Source organism: Hahella sp. CCB-MM4 (assembly GCF_002260525.1).
Taxonomy (GTDB): domain Bacteria; phylum Pseudomonadota; class Gammaproteobacteria; order Pseudomonadales; family Oleiphilaceae; genus Hahella.
Genome location: NZ_MRYI01000011.1, coordinates 161216 through 176692, shown reverse-complemented (window position 1 = coordinate 176692; position 15477 = coordinate 161216). Strand labels below are relative to the sequence as shown.

At 51.0% G+C, this 15477-nt stretch carries 15 protein-coding genes and 1 other RNA gene; 13 read left to right on the top strand and 3 right to left on the bottom strand.

Going from position 1 to position 15477, the window contains the following annotated elements; genetic code table 11:
• The first annotated feature begins 280 nt into the window (after positions 1-280).
• The 5 genes from petA (at position 281) to BTA51_RS18510 (ending at position 4010) form a co-directional block, all read left to right on the top strand.
• On the top strand, positions 281-862 hold the full coding sequence (petA, locus tag BTA51_RS18530; RefSeq protein ID WP_094709956.1) for a ubiquinol-cytochrome c reductase iron-sulfur subunit: 582 nt from the start codon (positions 281-283) through the stop codon (positions 860-862).
• Positions 862-2094, top strand: a complete 1233-nt coding sequence (locus BTA51_RS18525; protein ID WP_094709954.1) for a cytochrome bc complex cytochrome b subunit — start codon at positions 862-864, stop codon at positions 2092-2094. The genes petA and BTA51_RS18525 overlap by 1 nt, the downstream gene beginning before the upstream one ends.
• Positions 2094-2849, top strand: a complete 756-nt coding sequence (locus tag BTA51_RS18520; protein WP_094709952.1) for a cytochrome c1 — start codon at positions 2094-2096, stop codon at positions 2847-2849. The genes BTA51_RS18525 and BTA51_RS18520 overlap by 1 nt, the downstream gene beginning before the upstream one ends.
• Before the next feature lie 109 nt (positions 2850-2958).
• Positions 2959-3591 carry a stringent starvation protein SspA gene (gene sspA, locus BTA51_RS18515; RefSeq protein WP_094709950.1) on the top strand — a complete coding sequence of 211 codons (633 nt, stop codon included), beginning with the start codon at positions 2959-2961 and terminating at the stop codon, positions 3589-3591.
• 5 nt (positions 3592-3596) lie between these two features.
• Positions 3597-4010, top strand: a complete 414-nt coding sequence (locus tag BTA51_RS18510) for a ClpXP protease specificity-enhancing factor (RefSeq protein WP_094709948.1) — start codon at positions 3597-3599, stop codon at positions 4008-4010.
• A 70-nt stretch (positions 4011-4080) separates the two neighbouring features.
• On the opposite strand, the gene BTA51_RS18505 is transcribed toward BTA51_RS18510, so the two are convergent.
• From BTA51_RS18505 to BTA51_RS18495, 3 genes are read right to left on the bottom strand one after another with little or no spacing between them, the layout of a single operon-like run.
• Positions 4081-4674, bottom strand: coding sequence for a phosphoheptose isomerase (locus tag BTA51_RS18505; RefSeq protein ID WP_094709946.1), 594 nt, complete (start codon positions 4672-4674; stop codon positions 4081-4083).
• Between the two features lie 27 nt (positions 4675-4701).
• Complete coding sequence (locus tag BTA51_RS18500; RefSeq protein WP_094709944.1) at positions 4702-5079, bottom strand: YraN family protein; 378 nt, start codon at positions 5077-5079, stop codon at positions 4702-4704.
• Positions 5076-6956, bottom strand: coding sequence for a penicillin-binding protein activator (locus tag BTA51_RS18495; RefSeq protein WP_246841088.1), 1881 nt, complete (start codon positions 6954-6956; stop codon positions 5076-5078). The genes BTA51_RS18500 and BTA51_RS18495 overlap by 4 nt, the downstream gene beginning before the upstream one ends.
• Before the next feature lie 232 nt (positions 6957-7188).
• Here BTA51_RS18495 and rsmI point away from each other — a divergent pair, with 232 nt between their 5' ends.
• From rsmI to murF, 8 genes are all read left to right on the top strand, one after another.
• Positions 7189-8040, top strand: coding sequence for a 16S rRNA (cytidine(1402)-2'-O)-methyltransferase (gene rsmI, locus BTA51_RS18490; protein ID WP_094709940.1), 852 nt, complete (start codon positions 7189-7191; stop codon positions 8038-8040).
• An 84-nt stretch (positions 8041-8124) separates the two neighbouring features.
• Positions 8125-8507, top strand: an RNA gene (gene rnpB, locus BTA51_RS18485) — RNase P RNA component class A.
• A 462-nt stretch (positions 8508-8969) separates the two neighbouring features.
• On the top strand, positions 8970-9419 hold the full coding sequence (gene mraZ / locus BTA51_RS18480; protein ID WP_094709938.1) for a division/cell wall cluster transcriptional repressor MraZ: 450 nt from the start codon (positions 8970-8972) through the stop codon (positions 9417-9419).
• Positions 9419-10357: a 16S rRNA (cytosine(1402)-N(4))-methyltransferase RsmH gene (rsmH, locus tag BTA51_RS18475; protein ID WP_094709936.1), complete on the top strand. Its 939-nt coding sequence runs from the start codon at positions 9419-9421 to the stop codon at positions 10355-10357. Before mraZ ends, rsmH begins: the two co-directional genes overlap by 1 nt.
• Positions 10354-10755 carry a cell division protein FtsL gene (ftsL, locus tag BTA51_RS18470; RefSeq protein WP_094709934.1) on the top strand — a complete coding sequence of 134 codons (402 nt, stop codon included), beginning with the start codon at positions 10354-10356 and terminating at the stop codon, positions 10753-10755. The genes rsmH and ftsL overlap by 4 nt, the downstream gene beginning before the upstream one ends.
• Complete coding sequence (locus tag BTA51_RS18465) at positions 10752-12527, top strand: penicillin-binding protein 2 (protein ID WP_094709932.1); 1776 nt, start codon at positions 10752-10754, stop codon at positions 12525-12527. Before ftsL ends, BTA51_RS18465 begins: the two co-directional genes overlap by 4 nt.
• Positions 12528-12529: 2 nt before the next feature.
• Positions 12530-14062, top strand: a complete 1533-nt coding sequence (locus BTA51_RS18460) for a UDP-N-acetylmuramoyl-L-alanyl-D-glutamate--2,6-diaminopimelate ligase (RefSeq protein ID WP_246841087.1) — start codon at positions 12530-12532, stop codon at positions 14060-14062.
• Positions 14053-15414 (top strand): UDP-N-acetylmuramoyl-tripeptide--D-alanyl-D-alanine ligase, encoded by a 1362-nt coding sequence (murF, locus tag BTA51_RS18455; protein ID WP_094709928.1) that lies wholly within the window; start codon positions 14053-14055, stop codon positions 15412-15414. The genes BTA51_RS18460 and murF overlap by 10 nt, the downstream gene beginning before the upstream one ends.
• The last annotated feature ends 63 nt before the right edge of the window (positions 15415-15477 follow it).

The following is a 15477-nucleotide window of genomic DNA, read 5'->3' as shown; positions in this document are numbered from 1 at the left end:
AAAAAGCCCGGATTTATTCCGGGTTTTTTTATGCCTGAAAAAAATATCACGTAAATTTGATATAGCTCTAATGCGTCTTAAAAAGGCGCATTTGTAAGGGGGCTAGCGGTATCTCTCCTTGTATCCAATAGGTATTTTCATTAGTATGTCAGCCGGATTTTATGCCTGAAGAACGACAAGCAAAACCACTTCAATTTTGAGCTGTTAGGAATGCCAAGCGTATTCTGAGCGGGGAGAAGTCTGGGTAAGGTAAATTGCTGCCTGATGGGAGAGACCTAATATGAGTCAAGGCGACGTGAATAAGAGCCGCCGTCGTTTTCTTGTAGGAGCTACTTCGGTGGTTGGCGGTGTAGGGGCCGTCGGCGCTATTACACCATTTGTAGCCTCCTGGAACCCGAGTGCGAAAGCGAAAGCTGCTGGTGCGCCTGTCAAGGTGAATATCAGTAAGCTGGAATCGGGTCAACAAATGACAGTTGAATGGCGTGGTAAACCGGTTTGGATTGTCCGCCGTACCCCGGAAATGTTAGCTGAATTGGCTAAGCATGATGATGATCTGCAAGATCCGTCATCTGAAAAACCTCAGCAGCCGGAATATGCTAAAAACCAGTTCCGATCCATTAAAGAAGAGTATCTGGTGTTGGTGGGTATCTGTACTCACCTGGGCTGTTCTCCCCAATATGTCCCCGAGGTTATTCCGGATGAGGCATTTGGTGGGTTCTTCTGTCCTTGTCACGGTAGTAAATTCGATTTGGCCGGACGTGTGCTGAAAGGCGTACCTGCTCCTGCGAATCTGGTGGTTCCTCCGCACATGTATACAGAAGGTCTCAATCTGACAATCGGCTTGGATGAGGAGAGCGCCTGATGCAAAAAATAGTTCAGTGGATCGATGAGCGTTTGCCGGTCGTCGAAGCCTTCGAAAAACACATGAGCAAATACTATGCTCCGAAGAATTTCAACTTCTGGTATTACTTCGGTGTTTTGTCGATGCTGGTATTGGTTAACCAGCTGCTGACAGGTATTTGGCTGACTATGAGCTACAACCCGACTGCAGAGGGCGCATTCGCTTCTGTTGAATATATTATGCGGGATGTGGAGTTTGGTTGGTTGTTGCGTTATCTGCATTCAACCGGGGCATCTGCTTTCTTTGTTGTTGTGTATCTCCATATGTTCAGGGGGTTGATGTACGGCTCCTATCAGAAGCCGCGTGAGCTTATCTGGATTTTTGGTATGGCCATTTATCTGGTGCTGATGGCTGAGGCATTCATGGGCTATCTGCTGCCATGGGGGCAGATGTCCTACTGGGGGGCTCAGGTCATTGTATCTCTGTTCGGGGCTATTCCGGGGATAGGTGAAGATCTGGCGCAGTGGATTCGTGGTGACTACCTGATTTCAGGTATTACGCTGAACCGCTTCTTTGCTCTGCACGTTGTTGCATTGCCGATTGTGTTACTGGGTCTGGTTGTTCTTCACGTGCTGGCTCTGCACGAAGTCGGTTCCAATAACCCGGACGGTGTCGACATCAAGAAGAACAAGGACGAGAACGGTATTCCTCGTGACGGTATTCCTTTCCATCCTTACTACACTGTTCATGATATTACCGCTGTTGTTGTCTTCCTGTTTGTCTTCTGTACGGTGGTGTTCTACTTCCCTGAGATGAACGGCTACTTCCTGGAGAAACCAAACTTTGAGCCTGCTAATCCGCTCAAGACTCCAGAGCATATAGCGCCTGTTTGGTATTTTACGCCTTTCTACGCAATGTTGAGGGCTGTGACCATTCCATTCCTGGGGCTGGATGCGAAGTTCTGGGGAGTTGTTGTAATGGGTGGTGCGATTGCCATTCTGTTTGTATTGCCATGGCTTGATAAGAGTCCGGTTCGCTCCATGCGTTATAAGGGGTGGTTTAGCCGGATCTGGTTGCTGATATTTGCGATCAGTTTTGTGATTCTTGGTGCGTGCGGTGCTTTGTCTCCAAGTGAGCAGCCATACTGGTTGGCCCCTGTTTGTACAACGCTGTATTTTGCTTACTTTATTCTGATGCCGTTCTATACCAGGATGGAAAAAACCAAGCCGGTTCCAGAGAGGGTGACGCACTAATGAAAAGAATTCTGTTCACGCTACTGTTGTCCCTGGTAGCCAGTCAGAGCTTCGCTTCTTCTGGCAAGGCTGCTTTGGATCATGTTGATGTTGATATCTATAACAAGGAGTCTCTGCAATCCGGAGCTGCTTTGTTTACCAACTACTGCATGGGGTGTCACTCCATGAAGTATGCCCGCTATGAGCGGGTGGCTGATGATATTGGCATCCCGCACGAGCTTTATGTGGAAAACTTGATTTTTGGCGATGCAAAGATCGGTGAGTTGATGGATATTTCCATGAAGCCCAAAATGGCGGCTGGATGGTTTGGTGCGCCACCTCCTGATTTGAGTCTTGTGGCCAGACTGCGTGGTCCTGACTGGTTGTATACCTATCTGCGTACGTTCTACAAAGACGAATCGCGTCCTTGGGGTGTTAATAACGCTGTCTTCAAGGATGTCGGTATGCCACACGTACTGGTGGGTCTGCAGGGGTTGTGTGCTGAGAAGCCTCACACTGGAGGTAAAGCCGGGATTGATCCAATGAGCGGTAAGGAAGTGGGTCTGTCTGGGTGTCAGTCATATGCAGTTAAAGGCAGTATGACTCCGGCTGAGTATAACGATGCAATGCGGGATCTGGTGAATTTCCTGGTCTACGTTGGTGAGCCGTCTCGTTTGCAGGCCAACTATATCGCACCATTTGTATTGGTGTTCCTGGTTGTGTTGTTTGTGTTTGCCTATTTGCTCAATAGGGAGTATTGGAAAGACGTACACTAGTCTTTCGTGTATAATAAATACCCTTTTTGAAATTCGCTCCAGCATTGGGAAGCCAATGCTGGATTTTTCTGTTTTTAGAGCAGTGTTTATATTTGACTGAGGTAGATCTATGGGAGTCGTGACCAAGCGGTCATCAATGACGTTTTTTTCTGATGCTCAAAGCCACTACAGCCATCGTGTGAGAATCGTATTGGCTGAAAAGGGTGTGGCAGTTGAAGTAATTGATGTCGATCCGGATAACAAGCCTGAAGAGATTGCGGATCTTAACCCATACAACACCCTGCCTACACTTGTCGATCGTGAGCTGGCTTTATATGAGCCAAATATCATGATGGAATATCTTGACGAGCGTTTTCCGCATCCTCCTTTATTGCCGGTATATCCTGTCGCGAGGGCGCAAAGCCGTTTGCTGATCCATCGTATTCAGAAAGACTGGTGCAGTTTGGCGGATGTTGTGCTCGAAGGTAAGGAGAGCGCCTCTAAAATCGAAGCTGCCCGCAAAGAGTTGCGTGAGAGCCTGATTGCTGCGGCACCGATTTTTGCTGAAAAGCCATACTTTATGAACGAAGAGTTCACCATTGTGGATTGTTGTGTGGCTCCTGTTTTATGGCGTCTGAAGGTGATGGGAATTGAGTTGCCTGAAAAGCAGGTTAAGCCTCTGTTGAAATATATGGAGCGACTGTTCAGTCGTGAAAGCTTTAAAGCCAGCCTTTCCGAACTCGAGCAGGAGATGAATTCCTAATTGTTATGAAGTCTAGTCGCCCCTATTTGCTGCGTGCACTGAATGAATGGATTCTTGATAGTCAACTGACGCCATATGTGGTGGTTGATGCCTCTCTACCAGCGGTGGATGTTCCCCGTGATTTTGTCAGTAATGGACAGATCGTGCTGAATATCAGTCCGCATGCTGTTAGAGGGCTTTCCATAGATAATGAGTACTTGGAATTTAGCGCCAGATTTGGCGGTGTTCCCCGGCAGGTCACGGTGCCCATTGTCTCAGTGTTGGCAATCTATGCTAAGGAAAATGGTCAGGGGATGGTGTTCGGGTCAGAGCCTGGCGGTGCGCCTGATCCTGATGGAGCTTCATCTGAGGGTGAGGCTCAAAAGAAACCAGCTTCCAAGTCAGGGGGCGGCAAGCCAACTTTGAAAATCGTGAAATAAAAAAACGGGCCTTGAGCCCGTTTTTTATAGCTGTATTCGAAATAGCTGTATTCGAATGTGAGCGTCTCTCTCAATCCACCGGTCCGAACAAGGAGCGGTCAATGTAGTCGCACAGGCTGTGTATCACTAAAAGGTGTACTTCCTGAATCCGGGCGGTTGAGGTCGAAGGTACTCTGATTTCTATATCGTCCTGAGACAGTAGGGAGGCCATATTGCCACCGTCTTTACCAGTTAGGGCGACTACTTTCATTTCGCGGTCATGAGCCGCTTGAATTCCTTGAATAACGTTAGCGGAGTTTCCGCTGGTGGAAATCGCCAGGAGTATGTCTCCCGCATGTCCGAGTGCGCGTATCTGTTTTGAGAATACTTCGTTGTAACTGTAATCGTTGGCGATGGAGGTCAGGGTGGAAGTGTCCGTTGTCAGTGCGATGGCCGGTAGGCTGGGACGTTCCCTTTCAAAGCGGTTCAGCAATTCAGAAGAGAAGTGTTGGGAGTCTCCGGCTGAGCCGCCGTTGCCGCAGCATAGTATTTTCTTTTCTTCTAGCAATGCTGAAACCATCAATTGTCCCGCCGCTTCTATGTGCGCAGGCAGGGTTTCGGCTGCCAACTGCTTGGTTCTGATGCTTTGTTCAAAAAGATGGTTGATTCTTTCTATGCAGTTCATGCTCTCTCGCTCTATATTGAGTCTGGCTTAGCAGCCAAACGCATCTTTAATCCAGTTAAAATTGATCTCGGAAGCTTCCCCTGGCCGGCTCTCAATGACGTCGAAGCGGCATTGTGGTTGAGTTTTCAGGGTTTGTAGAAAAAACTGGGCGGCTAAAATAATTCGTTGTTGCTTCTTGTAGGTGACCGTTTCGCCGGGTGTGCCGAAACGGTTTGATTTTCTGTGTCTGACTTCCACGAATACCAGTGTTTCATTGTCGCGGGCGATAATGTCTATTTCGCCGCCTTTGCAGCGAAAATTCTGTCTGACAATTTTTAATCCGTGCTCTTGCAGATGCCTGGCAGCCTGCTTTTCAGCAGACTGGCCAATGCTGGTAGTGTTTCTGATGGAGGCCAGCAGCTTCATTGTGGTGATAGTGTAAGCAAGGTTTTTACCTGACCATTTTCAAAGGTTGCCCACTCCAGCTGGCGACGAATCTGATTCTTTTCATTGATGGCAAGGTTGCCCGTCATGCCAGGCAGCTGGCTGCTGGGGAATCTTTCCATCAGCGCGAGGCGCGGGGCCAGGTGGTAGGCGTCGATACCCATAGCATACAGGCGCTCATAGCGGTTGATGCCGGCCAGATATTTGATATCGCTACGCAGCGGAATGGTTTGGCTTAGTAGCCAGGGAACTTCGGTGAATCGAATATTGTCCAGGTCGTGGTCTTTGTCTTTCTGTTGAAAGCCCGCATAGATCTGAGAAGTGGCGTACACCGGCACGTCTGACGCGTAATGGAAAGCCAGCAGTGGCTTCAGTTGGCGCCCGATGGTTGGCGTGGCAATCAGTATGGCGGCATCGATGTCCTGGCGGCGCCGAGGTTCAAATTCAACTTTGCCCAGTATGTTGCGAATATCCCGGAATCGTTCGTCGCTGTCTTCGATATCCAATAATGCTGATATTCCGTTCGACAGACTGTCTTCTGGTGTGTACTCGTAGGACAGGAGTTGGAAATTATCGTTACCTTGTTCGCGTTCTTTTAGAGTGTTGACTAACTCTTCTGCCCAGGCGGCATTTGGATATATGGCGGCAATACGTGATTTTTTCTGAGAATCCAGATAGTCGAGAATCTGGCGGATTTCATCTTCTGCAGCCAGTCCGTATTGAAAGAGACCGGGTGTTGCCAGCTCGAAGGTGTCGGCATAGTTCAAGGCGAGTACTGGTGGGTTCATCTGAGGGAGAAGCGCCAGTTCGGAAACCTGATCCTTTTGTAGTGGGCCGACGACCAGATCGTAGTCTTCAATCTGGAGCTGGAGGTAAAGGTCGATAATGGAGTCGTGCTGCTCGCTGTCGATGACGTTGATTTCAGTGCTGACTGAGCTTACTTCCGCGTCGGCATAGAATGCAGCAAAGAAACCGTCCCGGATCGCTGCTCCCACTTTTTCAAGGGGGCCTGAAAGAGGAAGAATCAATGCGATTTTCTTGGGGCGGGTGTTGGGAAGCTCAATGAGCATTTGCAGCTCGTCCGGCAGATGCTGGGATGCGGCGTGCGTTGGCCAGTTTTCTCTCCACTGATTTAACGCGACCAGTTGCTGGTCCAGGCTGTATTGGTTCAGGCGGATCTGATTGATCAGTTCCAGCCAACCCTGCCAGTCGTAGTCCTGGGGTTGTTCCAATGCTCTGCTTAATTCGAGGGCAGGCACCGCTCGCAAGGCGTTCCAGATTTTGTTGTGATTTTCCCAATAGGCTTCGCCAGTGAATAAGCCTGCATTGAATGCTCTGAATCTGGCGGCTTCCAGGGGGCGTCCTGCTGCCAGTAAGGCGTTGGCTCTTAATTCTACTGCATCAAGCTGTGTTGGGAGTGGGGCTGTGGTGAATGCTTCTGAGGGGGCTTCTTCAAAGTAAGTGATTGCCAGCTCAGGCTTGTCCAGGATCATTGCCAGCTTGCCCGCGAGTAATATGTAGCGTTCGTATTGGGGCGAAGAAAGCGTGGTGGTGTTAATGGTGTTTACCGTGCGCTCTGCGTTGCTATAGTCTTCGCGCGTCAGATAGATCTCCAGGGCATTTAACAGGTAGTCGGCCCGCTCTGTCGAAATGGCCCGCTGGGCTAGCCAGAGTTGCTGTTCTGCTTCGTCCTCAGGCATGGTCTCGGTAATTTCCGGACTGGTTTTGATGCCCTCCTTAGGGGTACATGCCGATAGCAATACTCCCAGGCATACAACTGACACGAGAGCGGCATGACCTGACCTGGAAAGGTGGTGGCGTATAAAAGTGAGCATTGACGAAGCTAATGGGTTTGACATCTTGTTTCCATGTATAGACTGGGCCGACAGTTGGCGGCATTCTATCAAAGTGGCTGGGCAGGGGAAAAACGATTCAGTGATTTATATCTGACTTTCCTGTTAGTCTGTGTAACTCAGTTAGCGATATTGTCATGCCATGTTCAAGTTAAAGTCTCGCAAGATGTCAGCGGTTTGTCTGATCTAGGTGTGTAAATCCTCATTGTTTCACTGAATTTCAACGATTGGTAATGTCATGTCTAAACCTTCGGAACCGGGGTTGCTGTATATTGTGGCAACCCCTATTGGTAATTTGGAAGATATAAGTGCCCGGGCTATTGCGACGCTTAAAAATGTCGATCTGATCGCCGCTGAAGACACCAGACACAGTGCCCGCTTATGTCGTCATTTCGGGATTGCTACCCCGATGGTGTCGCTCCACTCATTCAATGAAGCATCTCGCGCCGGCCATGTGATTTCCCGATTGCTGGAGGGAGAGTGTGTGGCACTGGTATCGGATGCAGGGACTCCGTTGATCTCAGATCCCGGCTATCCGTTGGTCAGGCAGGCCAGGGCTGAGGGTGTTAAAGTGACGCCGGTGCCGGGGCCTTGTGCAATGGTGGCTGCATTATCGGTGGCAGGAATACCAAGTGATCGTTTTGCTTTTGAGGGGTTCCTCCCAGCGAAAGGCTCGGCGCGCCGTAAACAGCTTGAGAGTCTTCAGTCGGAAACCCGTACCCTCATTTTTTATGAGTCACCCCACCGTATTCTGGATTTCCTGGAAGATCTTAACGTTGTGTTTGGTGATCGCGAGGTTGTCTTGGGGCGCGAAATCACCAAAACCTTCGAGACCTTTTTGAATGGGACGCCGGACAGCCTGATTCAGCGGCTGCATGAGGATACGGATCAGCAGCGTGGAGAATTTGTTGTTGTGGTGGCCGGGGCGGCGGAAAGTCCTGAAGAAGGGGCGGGAGTTGATGTGGACAAGTTGCTGCAAGCTTTGATCAGGGAGATGCCGGTCAAAAAAGCTGCGGCCATTGTGGCGGATGTGACCGGGCTGGGAAAAAACGAACTCTATAAGCGGGCACTGATTCTGAAGGGTGAATAGTTGGCTTTCGCTATCTAGATATTTTATTTGGTGGGGAGTACGGGTAGAGGTTGCATATAAGAGTCGAAGTGGCTAATCTGCCCGCGAGTCTGTTAGACAGTCGCTGTCCGGAGGGATCGCCTATTTTATAGGTTGTCTGCCGGAGGGAGGAAAGTCCGGGCTCCACAGGGCGAAGTGCCAGGTAACGCCTGGGCGGCGCGAGCCGACGGAAAGTGCAACAGAAAGTATACCGCCTAAGTGTATCGGTTTCCGATACAACGGTAAGGTTGAAATGGTGCGGTAAGAGCGCACCGCATGGCTGGTAACAGTCCATGGCGATGGAAAACCCCACTCGGAGCAAGACCAAATAGGGGTCCAATGGCGTGGCCCACGCTGGACCCGGGTAGGTCGCTTGAGGTGCATGGTGACGTGCATCCCAGATGAATGACTGTCCTAGACAGAACCCGGCTTATCGACAGACTCACTTACACTTTTTCCCACTTTGATGGCGCTGGCTGTCATCCAAGTGGGAAAATTCTCCACCTGTATATTCCTTTCAAGCAGCTCATGAATGGGTTGTGGAAAGTCCTTAGTCGCAATACAAAAGCTTTCTCCCATCTGTTTTTTAGATCAAAAAATTCTTAAACGTCACAATTCTATTGAAGATAGATTTGTACCCTTCTGAAAATTAAGCAATTTTGTCTCTTTTCTAGCCACTGTTTCCTAACCTGCTTTGATAACTCTTTGTCTTTGAAGGGGAAGTCTTCTTCATTACCAGTCCTTCATTGTCTTGAAAAAAAAGAGATAGCTTTCTATAGTGTGCAGAAGTGGGGATTTGTGGATATTAGTGCCAGAAAGTGGAAAACAAAGGCAGAAAGTGGCGAAAGGTGTCTTTCTGTTGATCCGCAAATCCCCAGACAGATACTTCATTGGGAGCCCGGCCGGCACACATGAGTAATTTTCAGGGTAGTCATTCCATTAATATGGATGCGAAAGGTCGCATAGCGATCCCCACGAAAGTGCGTGAGGATCTCCTGGCGTTATGCCAGGGGCGCATTGTCGTGACTGCCCACAATGAAGAACCTTGTCTATTGATATATCCGGAACCCGCCTGGGAAGAGATTCGTCCCCAGATCGAAGCGCTACCCAATATGAATAAAGCTGTGCGCAGGTTGCAGAGACTGTTACTTGGACATGCAACTCCCTTTGAACTTGATTCTGCCGGTAGGGTGCTGTTGCCGCCGACATTGCGCGACCACGCCAAACTGGAGAAAAAGCTCCGTCTGATTGGGCAGGGCAAGAAGCTGGAGTTGTGGAGTGAAGAGCTTTGGAACGCATGGCTGGAAGAATCTGATGATGACGGCGATATGCCGGCTGAAATGCAACAGTTGGCATTGTGATGTCTGACGTATTTGATGAGTTTGCCCACATCACGGTGCTGCTGAAGGAAGCCGTTGAGGCATTGGCCATCAGTAAAGACGGCAAATATGTAGATGGGACATTTGGCCGCGGTGGACATAGTCGGGCGATATTGGAGCAGTTGGGGTCGCAAGGTCAGTTGCTTGGTATCGATAAGGATCCAAGGGCAGAACAGAGTGCCCATGAGTTGAAAGCTCTGGATTCCCGGTTTCTGTTCTATCGGGGCAGTTTTGCAGATATCAGGAAGGCGGTAAGTACCCAGGGGTGGGAGAAGGTTGATGGTGTGTTGCTGGATCTTGGGGTTTCTTCCCCTCAATTGGATGATGCGTCCAGGGGATTCAGCTTCAACAAGGAAGGGCCGCTGGATATGCGGATGGATCCGGAGAAAGGAGAATCCGCGGCAGATTGGATAAACCGGGCGCCGGAAGAGGAAATTGCCCGGGTGATATGGGAGTACGGTGAAGAGCGTTACTCCCGGAGAATGGCCAAAGCCATAGTGAAAGAACGTGAGAACCAGGCAATTGTGACGACTCAACAACTTTCTGAAATTGTTGCTGCTGCGCACCCTCGCTGGGAGAAGGGAAAACATCCTGCGACTCGTGCGTTTCAGGCTATTCGGATTCATATCAACAGTGAGTTGGATGATCTGGATAAAGGCCTGCAGGAGGCGTTTGATTGCTTGGCGCCGGGTGGGCGTCTGGCGGTGATTAGTTTTCACTCGCTGGAAGATCGCAAGGTTAAACACTTTATGCGGGACATCGTTAAGGGACCGCAATTGCCGAAATGGGTGCCGATTCATGATGAAGGAGCGCCAAAGGCGAAACTGATTGGGAAGAAAATCAAGGCAGGAAAAGATGAGCTGGCTGTTAACGTCAGGTCCAGAAGTGCCGTGATGCGGGTAATGGAGAAATGCGCATGATTTTGATCAGAAATGCAGGACAGGCAACACCGCTGGCGCGCCGTAGCCGTAGTTCTTCTGCCAAATCCGTATCTGTGTGGCCATCCCTGGTGGAGTGGTGGAAGGAAACCTGCTTCCTGATGGCCGGATTTATCAAGGGGAAAACCATTGTGACAGTCGCTTTGATGTTAGCCCTGGTGGTATCGGGAATTGCTGCTGCTTATGCAGTGCACCTAAACCGTCAGCTATTTATTGAATTGCAGGGATTGCAACAGCAGGAAGACCGCTATGAGCGGGAATGGACGCAGTTGTTGTTAGAGGAGAGTGCCTGGAGTGCACATAGTCGGGTCGAGCAGATTGCGAGTAAGCAATTTGGAATGGCCGTGCCGCGAACAGATCAGGTCGAAATTGTGAGATGAAACGACAACCCAACGCCAAACTCCACACGACTGGAGCATCAAGCAGATCGCCTGCGGATCAGCCAATAGCTGCCGCGGGCGATTGGCGTTTTCTGCTGGTGCTTTTGGTGCTGGCAGGATGTTTTGCCGTGGTAGCTTGGCGGGCGGTGGATTTGCAGGTCATTGATCATGAATTTCTGAGTGGTCAGGGAGATCTGCGCACCGTCCGGGTAGAAGACATTCCGGCTACCCGGGGCAAGATTTTGGATCGCAACGGTGAGCCGCTGGCGGTCAGTGCGCCGGTGGTTACCCTGTGGGCTAATCCCCGGCAGGTAGATATTTCTAATCCAGGATGGAGTGCCCTGGCTGAACTGCTGGGAAGCTCTGCTGAAGAGTTGAAAGGGCGTCTGGAGCAGAACTTCGAGCGCGAGTTCATCTACATTCAGCGACAGATGGCGCCGGAGCTGGCTGACGCGGCAATGAAGCTCAACCTTGAGGGACTATACAGCCAGCGTGATTTCAAACGGTATTACCCGGCAGGGGAAGTGGCTGCTCACGTAGTTGGGATGACGGATATCGATGAGAAAGGCCAGGAAGGAATTGAGCTGATATTCGATCAATATTTGCAGGACACCCCGGGTAAAAAGAAAGTTCTCAAGGACCGCAGGGGCTTTGTTGTTCAGGACTTGAGCCTGATCCAGGATGCGCTGCCAGGTAAGGATTTGCAGCTCAGTATAGATCTGCGACTGCAGTATATGGCCTACCGGGAGCTGAAGGCAGTGGTTGAAGCTCATCGGGCTCATTCGGCCTCCATGGTGATTCTGGATGTCCGGACCGGCGAAGTATTGGCGATGGTGAATCAGCCTTCGTATAACCCAAATAACCGGGAAAGTATTCAGGCTGAAAAGCTGCGTAACAGAGCGGTAACCGACCTTTTTGAACCGGGCTCTACGATGAAGCCGTTTACTATGTCTGCAGCGCTGAGTTCAGGGATGTATACCCCGGATAGTGTGATAGATACCAGCCCGGGTTATTTGAGAATGAATGGCCGGACCATTCGTGATCATCGGAACTATGGAAAGCTGACGCTGACGAAAGTGGTCGTGAAGAGTAGCAACGTAGGAACCAGCCGGATCGCCTTCAAAGTTGGTGGAGAGGCGGTCTGGGAAACATTCTTTAATGCTGGTTTTGGGCAGTCCACGGGTATTGAGTATCCGGGGGAAGCCATTGGCAGCCTGCCCAACTACAGCAACTGGAAGCCGGTTCGATTGGCCACACTGTCCTATGGTTATGGCTTGTCGACTACCACTTTGCAGCTGGCCCAGGCGTACATGTCCATTGCTTCAGGTGGAATGCGTCACCCTGTCAGCCTGATTAAAGGCGGGCAGAAAGGTCTGCCTTCGCAGCGGGTGATGTCAGAAAAGGTGGCCGAGTCATTAAAAGGTATTCTGGAGCAGGTGGTTCTACAGGGAGGTACTGGAACCCGTGCCCATATTTCCGAATATCGAGTGGCCGGTAAGACCGGTACCGTACATAACATAAGTGCTGGAGGCGGTTATGCAGAGGACGACTATACCTCTGTATTTGCGGGTCTGGCTCCAGTAGAGAATTCTCGTTTGGCGATGGTGGTGGCAGTGAATGGTCCTCAAAGTGGTGAATATTACGGTGGCGAAGTTTCTGCCCCGGTATTTTCCCGGGTGATGGCAAATTCGCTGCGTCTTCTCAATGTTGCTCCGGATATTCATCCGGCGCTGATGGCTTCAGCTTCCAAAAAGGCGGAGCGGGGAGGATGAACATGGCGGGAAAAGCACAGAAAAAACTGAGCGACCTGTTGTCTGACTGGGTTAGCGTGCCGGCGTGCCTTGATTGCTGGGTGGGAGATATCCAGCAGGACAGCCGAAAAATTACCCGTGGCGCATTATTTATCGCCGCGGAGGGAGTTAGTAGCCATGGGCAGGACTATATAGATGAAGCCCTTGCGCGTGGTGCCAGCGCCATTGTGCTGACTGGAGAGCGGGCGCAGGTCTATGAAAGAAGCAATGTGGTGTTTGTTGAGCTGGAAGAAGTACGCCCGCTGATAGGACACATCGCCCATCGCTTTTTTGGTCAGGTGACTGCCGGAATGACAGTCATCGGGGTCACCGGTACAAACGGCAAGTCTTCGGTTACCCACTACATTGCCGAGTTAGCGGAAACCATGGGAACCTCCGCCGCAGTGATCGGTACATTGGGAATTGGTAAGCCCGGCGCTTTAGCGTCGACTACCCATACTACGCCTGAAGCGGTGACAACCCATCGACATCTGGCGCAGTTGTATGAACAGGGTATTCGTCTGGTGGCGATGGAAGTTTCCTCACATGCGATGGACCAGTATCGGGTTGCCGGAGTTCGCTTTAAGGTTGGCGTGTTTACCAATTTGAGCCGGGATCACCTGGATTATCACGGCACGATGGAAGCTTATGAAGAAGCCAAGAAGCAACTGCTGACGTTGCCAGGGATCAAGAAGGTGATCAACCTAGACGATGCAACCGGTCGTCGTTGGGCTTTGGAAATGGTGGGGGAAAATACCGTTACTTATTCTTCCACTGATGAACGGGTAGCCAGGGTACAGGCTCGCAATGCCATGTATCGGGATCAAGGAATCGGGTTTGATCTGGCCTATGCAGGCGACGCTATCCCAGTGAACGTCTCATTGGTTGGTGAGTTCAATTTGTCTAATGTGCTGGCAGCAACAGCGTGTCTGTTGAGTCTGGGGCATTCATTGACGTCAATCGCCCAGGCAATGACCAGTCTTACGGCTGTTCCCGGGAGAGTGGAGCGTTTGCAGACGAATGACACCGCACATGGCCGCCCTTCCGTGGTGGTGGACTATGCCCATACACCTGATGCCCTGAGCGTCGTGCTGCAGGCTTTGCGAGTTCATTGTCGCGGAACCCTATGGTGTGTATTTGGTTGCGGGGGGGATCGGGATCCCGGCAAACGCCCTTTGATGGGGGAGATTGCTGAGTCTCTGGCGGATCAGGTGGTGATTACCGATGACAACCCTCGCACGGAAGACCCTCAGCTGATTATTGCCGACATCCTTAAAGGATTGGAACAACCCGAGAATGCGGCGGTTATCCAGCCACGGGATAAGGCGATTGAATATGCCATCCGGCATGCAAAGCCCGGAGATATGGTGTTGTTGGCGGGTAAAGGGCATGAAGACTACCAGGAAGTGAATGGCGTTCGGTTGGCATTCTCTGATAGCAAAATCGCCAGGGAAACACTGGAGCAACTGATTGTAAAGAAAGGAAATGAACCTCGACAGGCGGGGGGATGGGTGTGATCGGCCACTGGACCAGTGAGGATATCGCCGTGAGTTGCAAGGGCCTGCATCAAGGGACCGTGCAAGTCATTGACAATGTGGTGACAGATTCCCGGAAAGACTGTTCCGGAGCGCTTTTTGTTGCGCTCAAGGGCGAACGCTTTGACGCCCATGTTTTTGCTCCCCAAGTTGCCGCAAAAGGGGTCTCTGCAATGTTGGTTGATCACCGCTTGGAAGGCGTGGATGCCACACAAGTGATTGTGAGTGATACAAACAAGGCGTTTGGTTTGATTGGCGCTGCCAACAGAGCAAGGTTTACAGGACCTGTCGTGGCAATCACCGGCAGCGTTGGCAAGACCACCGTGAAGGAAATGGTGGCCAGTATATTTGGACAGGTGTCGGCGGTATGTAAAACCGAAGGGAACCTGAACAACCATTTTGGTGTTCCCATAAGCCTGCTGAAGCTGTCGGATGAGCATGAGGCTGCGGTATTTGAGTTGGGCGCCAGTGGTCTTGGGGAAATAGCCTATACCGTTCGGCTGGTTCAGCCGGAGGTCGCAATATTGAACAATGCGGTCGCGTCACATATTGAAGGATTTGGCAGTCTGGAAAACATTGTTCGCGCCAAAGGAGAGATTGTTGAAGGTCTCTCTGACGCGGGTGTGGCAGTGCTCAATGCGGACGACCCTCATTACCTGACCTGGGTGGCCATGGCTGGAGAACGTCGCATTGTCAGCTTTGGTCTTGCGGATAGCGCGGATGTACGCGCAGAGAATATTGAGTTGGGGGCTGACGTATCGCTTTTTGATCTGGTGACCCCCATTGGAGAAGCGAGAGTGAGCCTGCCATTCGCAGGAGAACATAGTGTCCGGAATGCTCTATCTGCCGCCGCCGCGGCAATTGGAGTGAATATACCACTAAGCCAGATTGTTGCCGGACTTGAGCACACTCCGGCTGCAAAAGGCCGCATGAACAGAAAAGTGGGTGCGGGAAATGTGGTTGTTCTGGATGACACCTATAACGCGAACCCTACTTCGATGAAGGCGGCTCTGGATGTGCTGGCTCGGCATCCTGGTCGTCATATCGCGGTACTGGGGCATATGGGTGAGCTTGGCAGCGATGTGGAAGAAGCGCATCGGGACGTGGCTGAGTATGCAAAAAATCTGGGCGTGGATCTGTGCTATGTCACAGGTGCCTGGGCAGAAAGCTATCGGCAGGGATTTGGTGCCGGGGTATTTGCAGGAAGCAACAACCAGGAATTAATCGCAGAGTTGAAGCGAAACATTCGTGCGGGAGATGTGGTGTTGGTCAAAGGATCCCGCAGCGCCAGGATGGAAGAAGTCGTGGAGGCTCTGGTAGCCGGTGAGCAGTGAACAATCGCTGCTTGTGACGCGAGTGATGCGACAGAGTGGGTGCGAACTCACCTTTAATATGAA

What these genes read in the sequence shown, in the direction of transcription:
- petA (WP_094709956.1), top strand. Translation starts at nt 281, where the DNA reads ATGAGTCAAGGCGACGTGAATAAGAGCCGCCGTCGTTTTCTTGTAGGA.
- BTA51_RS18525 (WP_094709954.1), top strand. Translation starts at nt 862, where the DNA reads ATGCAAAAAATAGTTCAGTGGATCGATGAGCGTTTGCCGGTCGTCGAA.
- BTA51_RS18520 (WP_094709952.1), top strand. Translation starts at nt 2,094, where the DNA reads ATGAAAAGAATTCTGTTCACGCTACTGTTGTCCCTGGTAGCCAGTCAG.
- sspA (WP_094709950.1), top strand. Translation starts at nt 2,959, where the DNA reads ATGGGAGTCGTGACCAAGCGGTCATCAATGACGTTTTTTTCTGATGCT.
- BTA51_RS18510 (WP_094709948.1), top strand. Translation starts at nt 3,597, where the DNA reads ATGAAGTCTAGTCGCCCCTATTTGCTGCGTGCACTGAATGAATGGATT.
- BTA51_RS18505 (WP_094709946.1), bottom strand. Translation starts at nt 4,674, where the DNA reads ATGAACTGCATAGAAAGAATCAACCATCTTTTTGAACAAAGCATCAGA.
- BTA51_RS18500 (WP_094709944.1), bottom strand. Translation starts at nt 5,079, where the DNA reads ATGAAGCTGCTGGCCTCCATCAGAAACACTACCAGCATTGGCCAGTCT.
- BTA51_RS18495 (WP_246841088.1), bottom strand. Translation starts at nt 6,956, where the DNA reads ATGTCAAACCCATTAGCTTCGTCAATGCTCACTTTTATACGCCACCAC.
- rsmI (WP_094709940.1), top strand. Translation starts at nt 7,189, where the DNA reads ATGTCTAAACCTTCGGAACCGGGGTTGCTGTATATTGTGGCAACCCCT.
- mraZ (WP_094709938.1), top strand. Translation starts at nt 8,970, where the DNA reads ATGAGTAATTTTCAGGGTAGTCATTCCATTAATATGGATGCGAAAGGT.
- rsmH (WP_094709936.1), top strand. Translation starts at nt 9,419, where the DNA reads ATGTCTGACGTATTTGATGAGTTTGCCCACATCACGGTGCTGCTGAAG.
- ftsL (WP_094709934.1), top strand. Translation starts at nt 10,354, where the DNA reads ATGATTTTGATCAGAAATGCAGGACAGGCAACACCGCTGGCGCGCCGT.
- BTA51_RS18465 (WP_094709932.1), top strand. Translation starts at nt 10,752, where the DNA reads ATGAAACGACAACCCAACGCCAAACTCCACACGACTGGAGCATCAAGC.
- BTA51_RS18460 (WP_246841087.1), top strand. Translation starts at nt 12,530, where the DNA reads ATGGCGGGAAAAGCACAGAAAAAACTGAGCGACCTGTTGTCTGACTGG.
- murF (WP_094709928.1), top strand. Translation starts at nt 14,053, where the DNA reads ATGGGTGTGATCGGCCACTGGACCAGTGAGGATATCGCCGTGAGTTGC.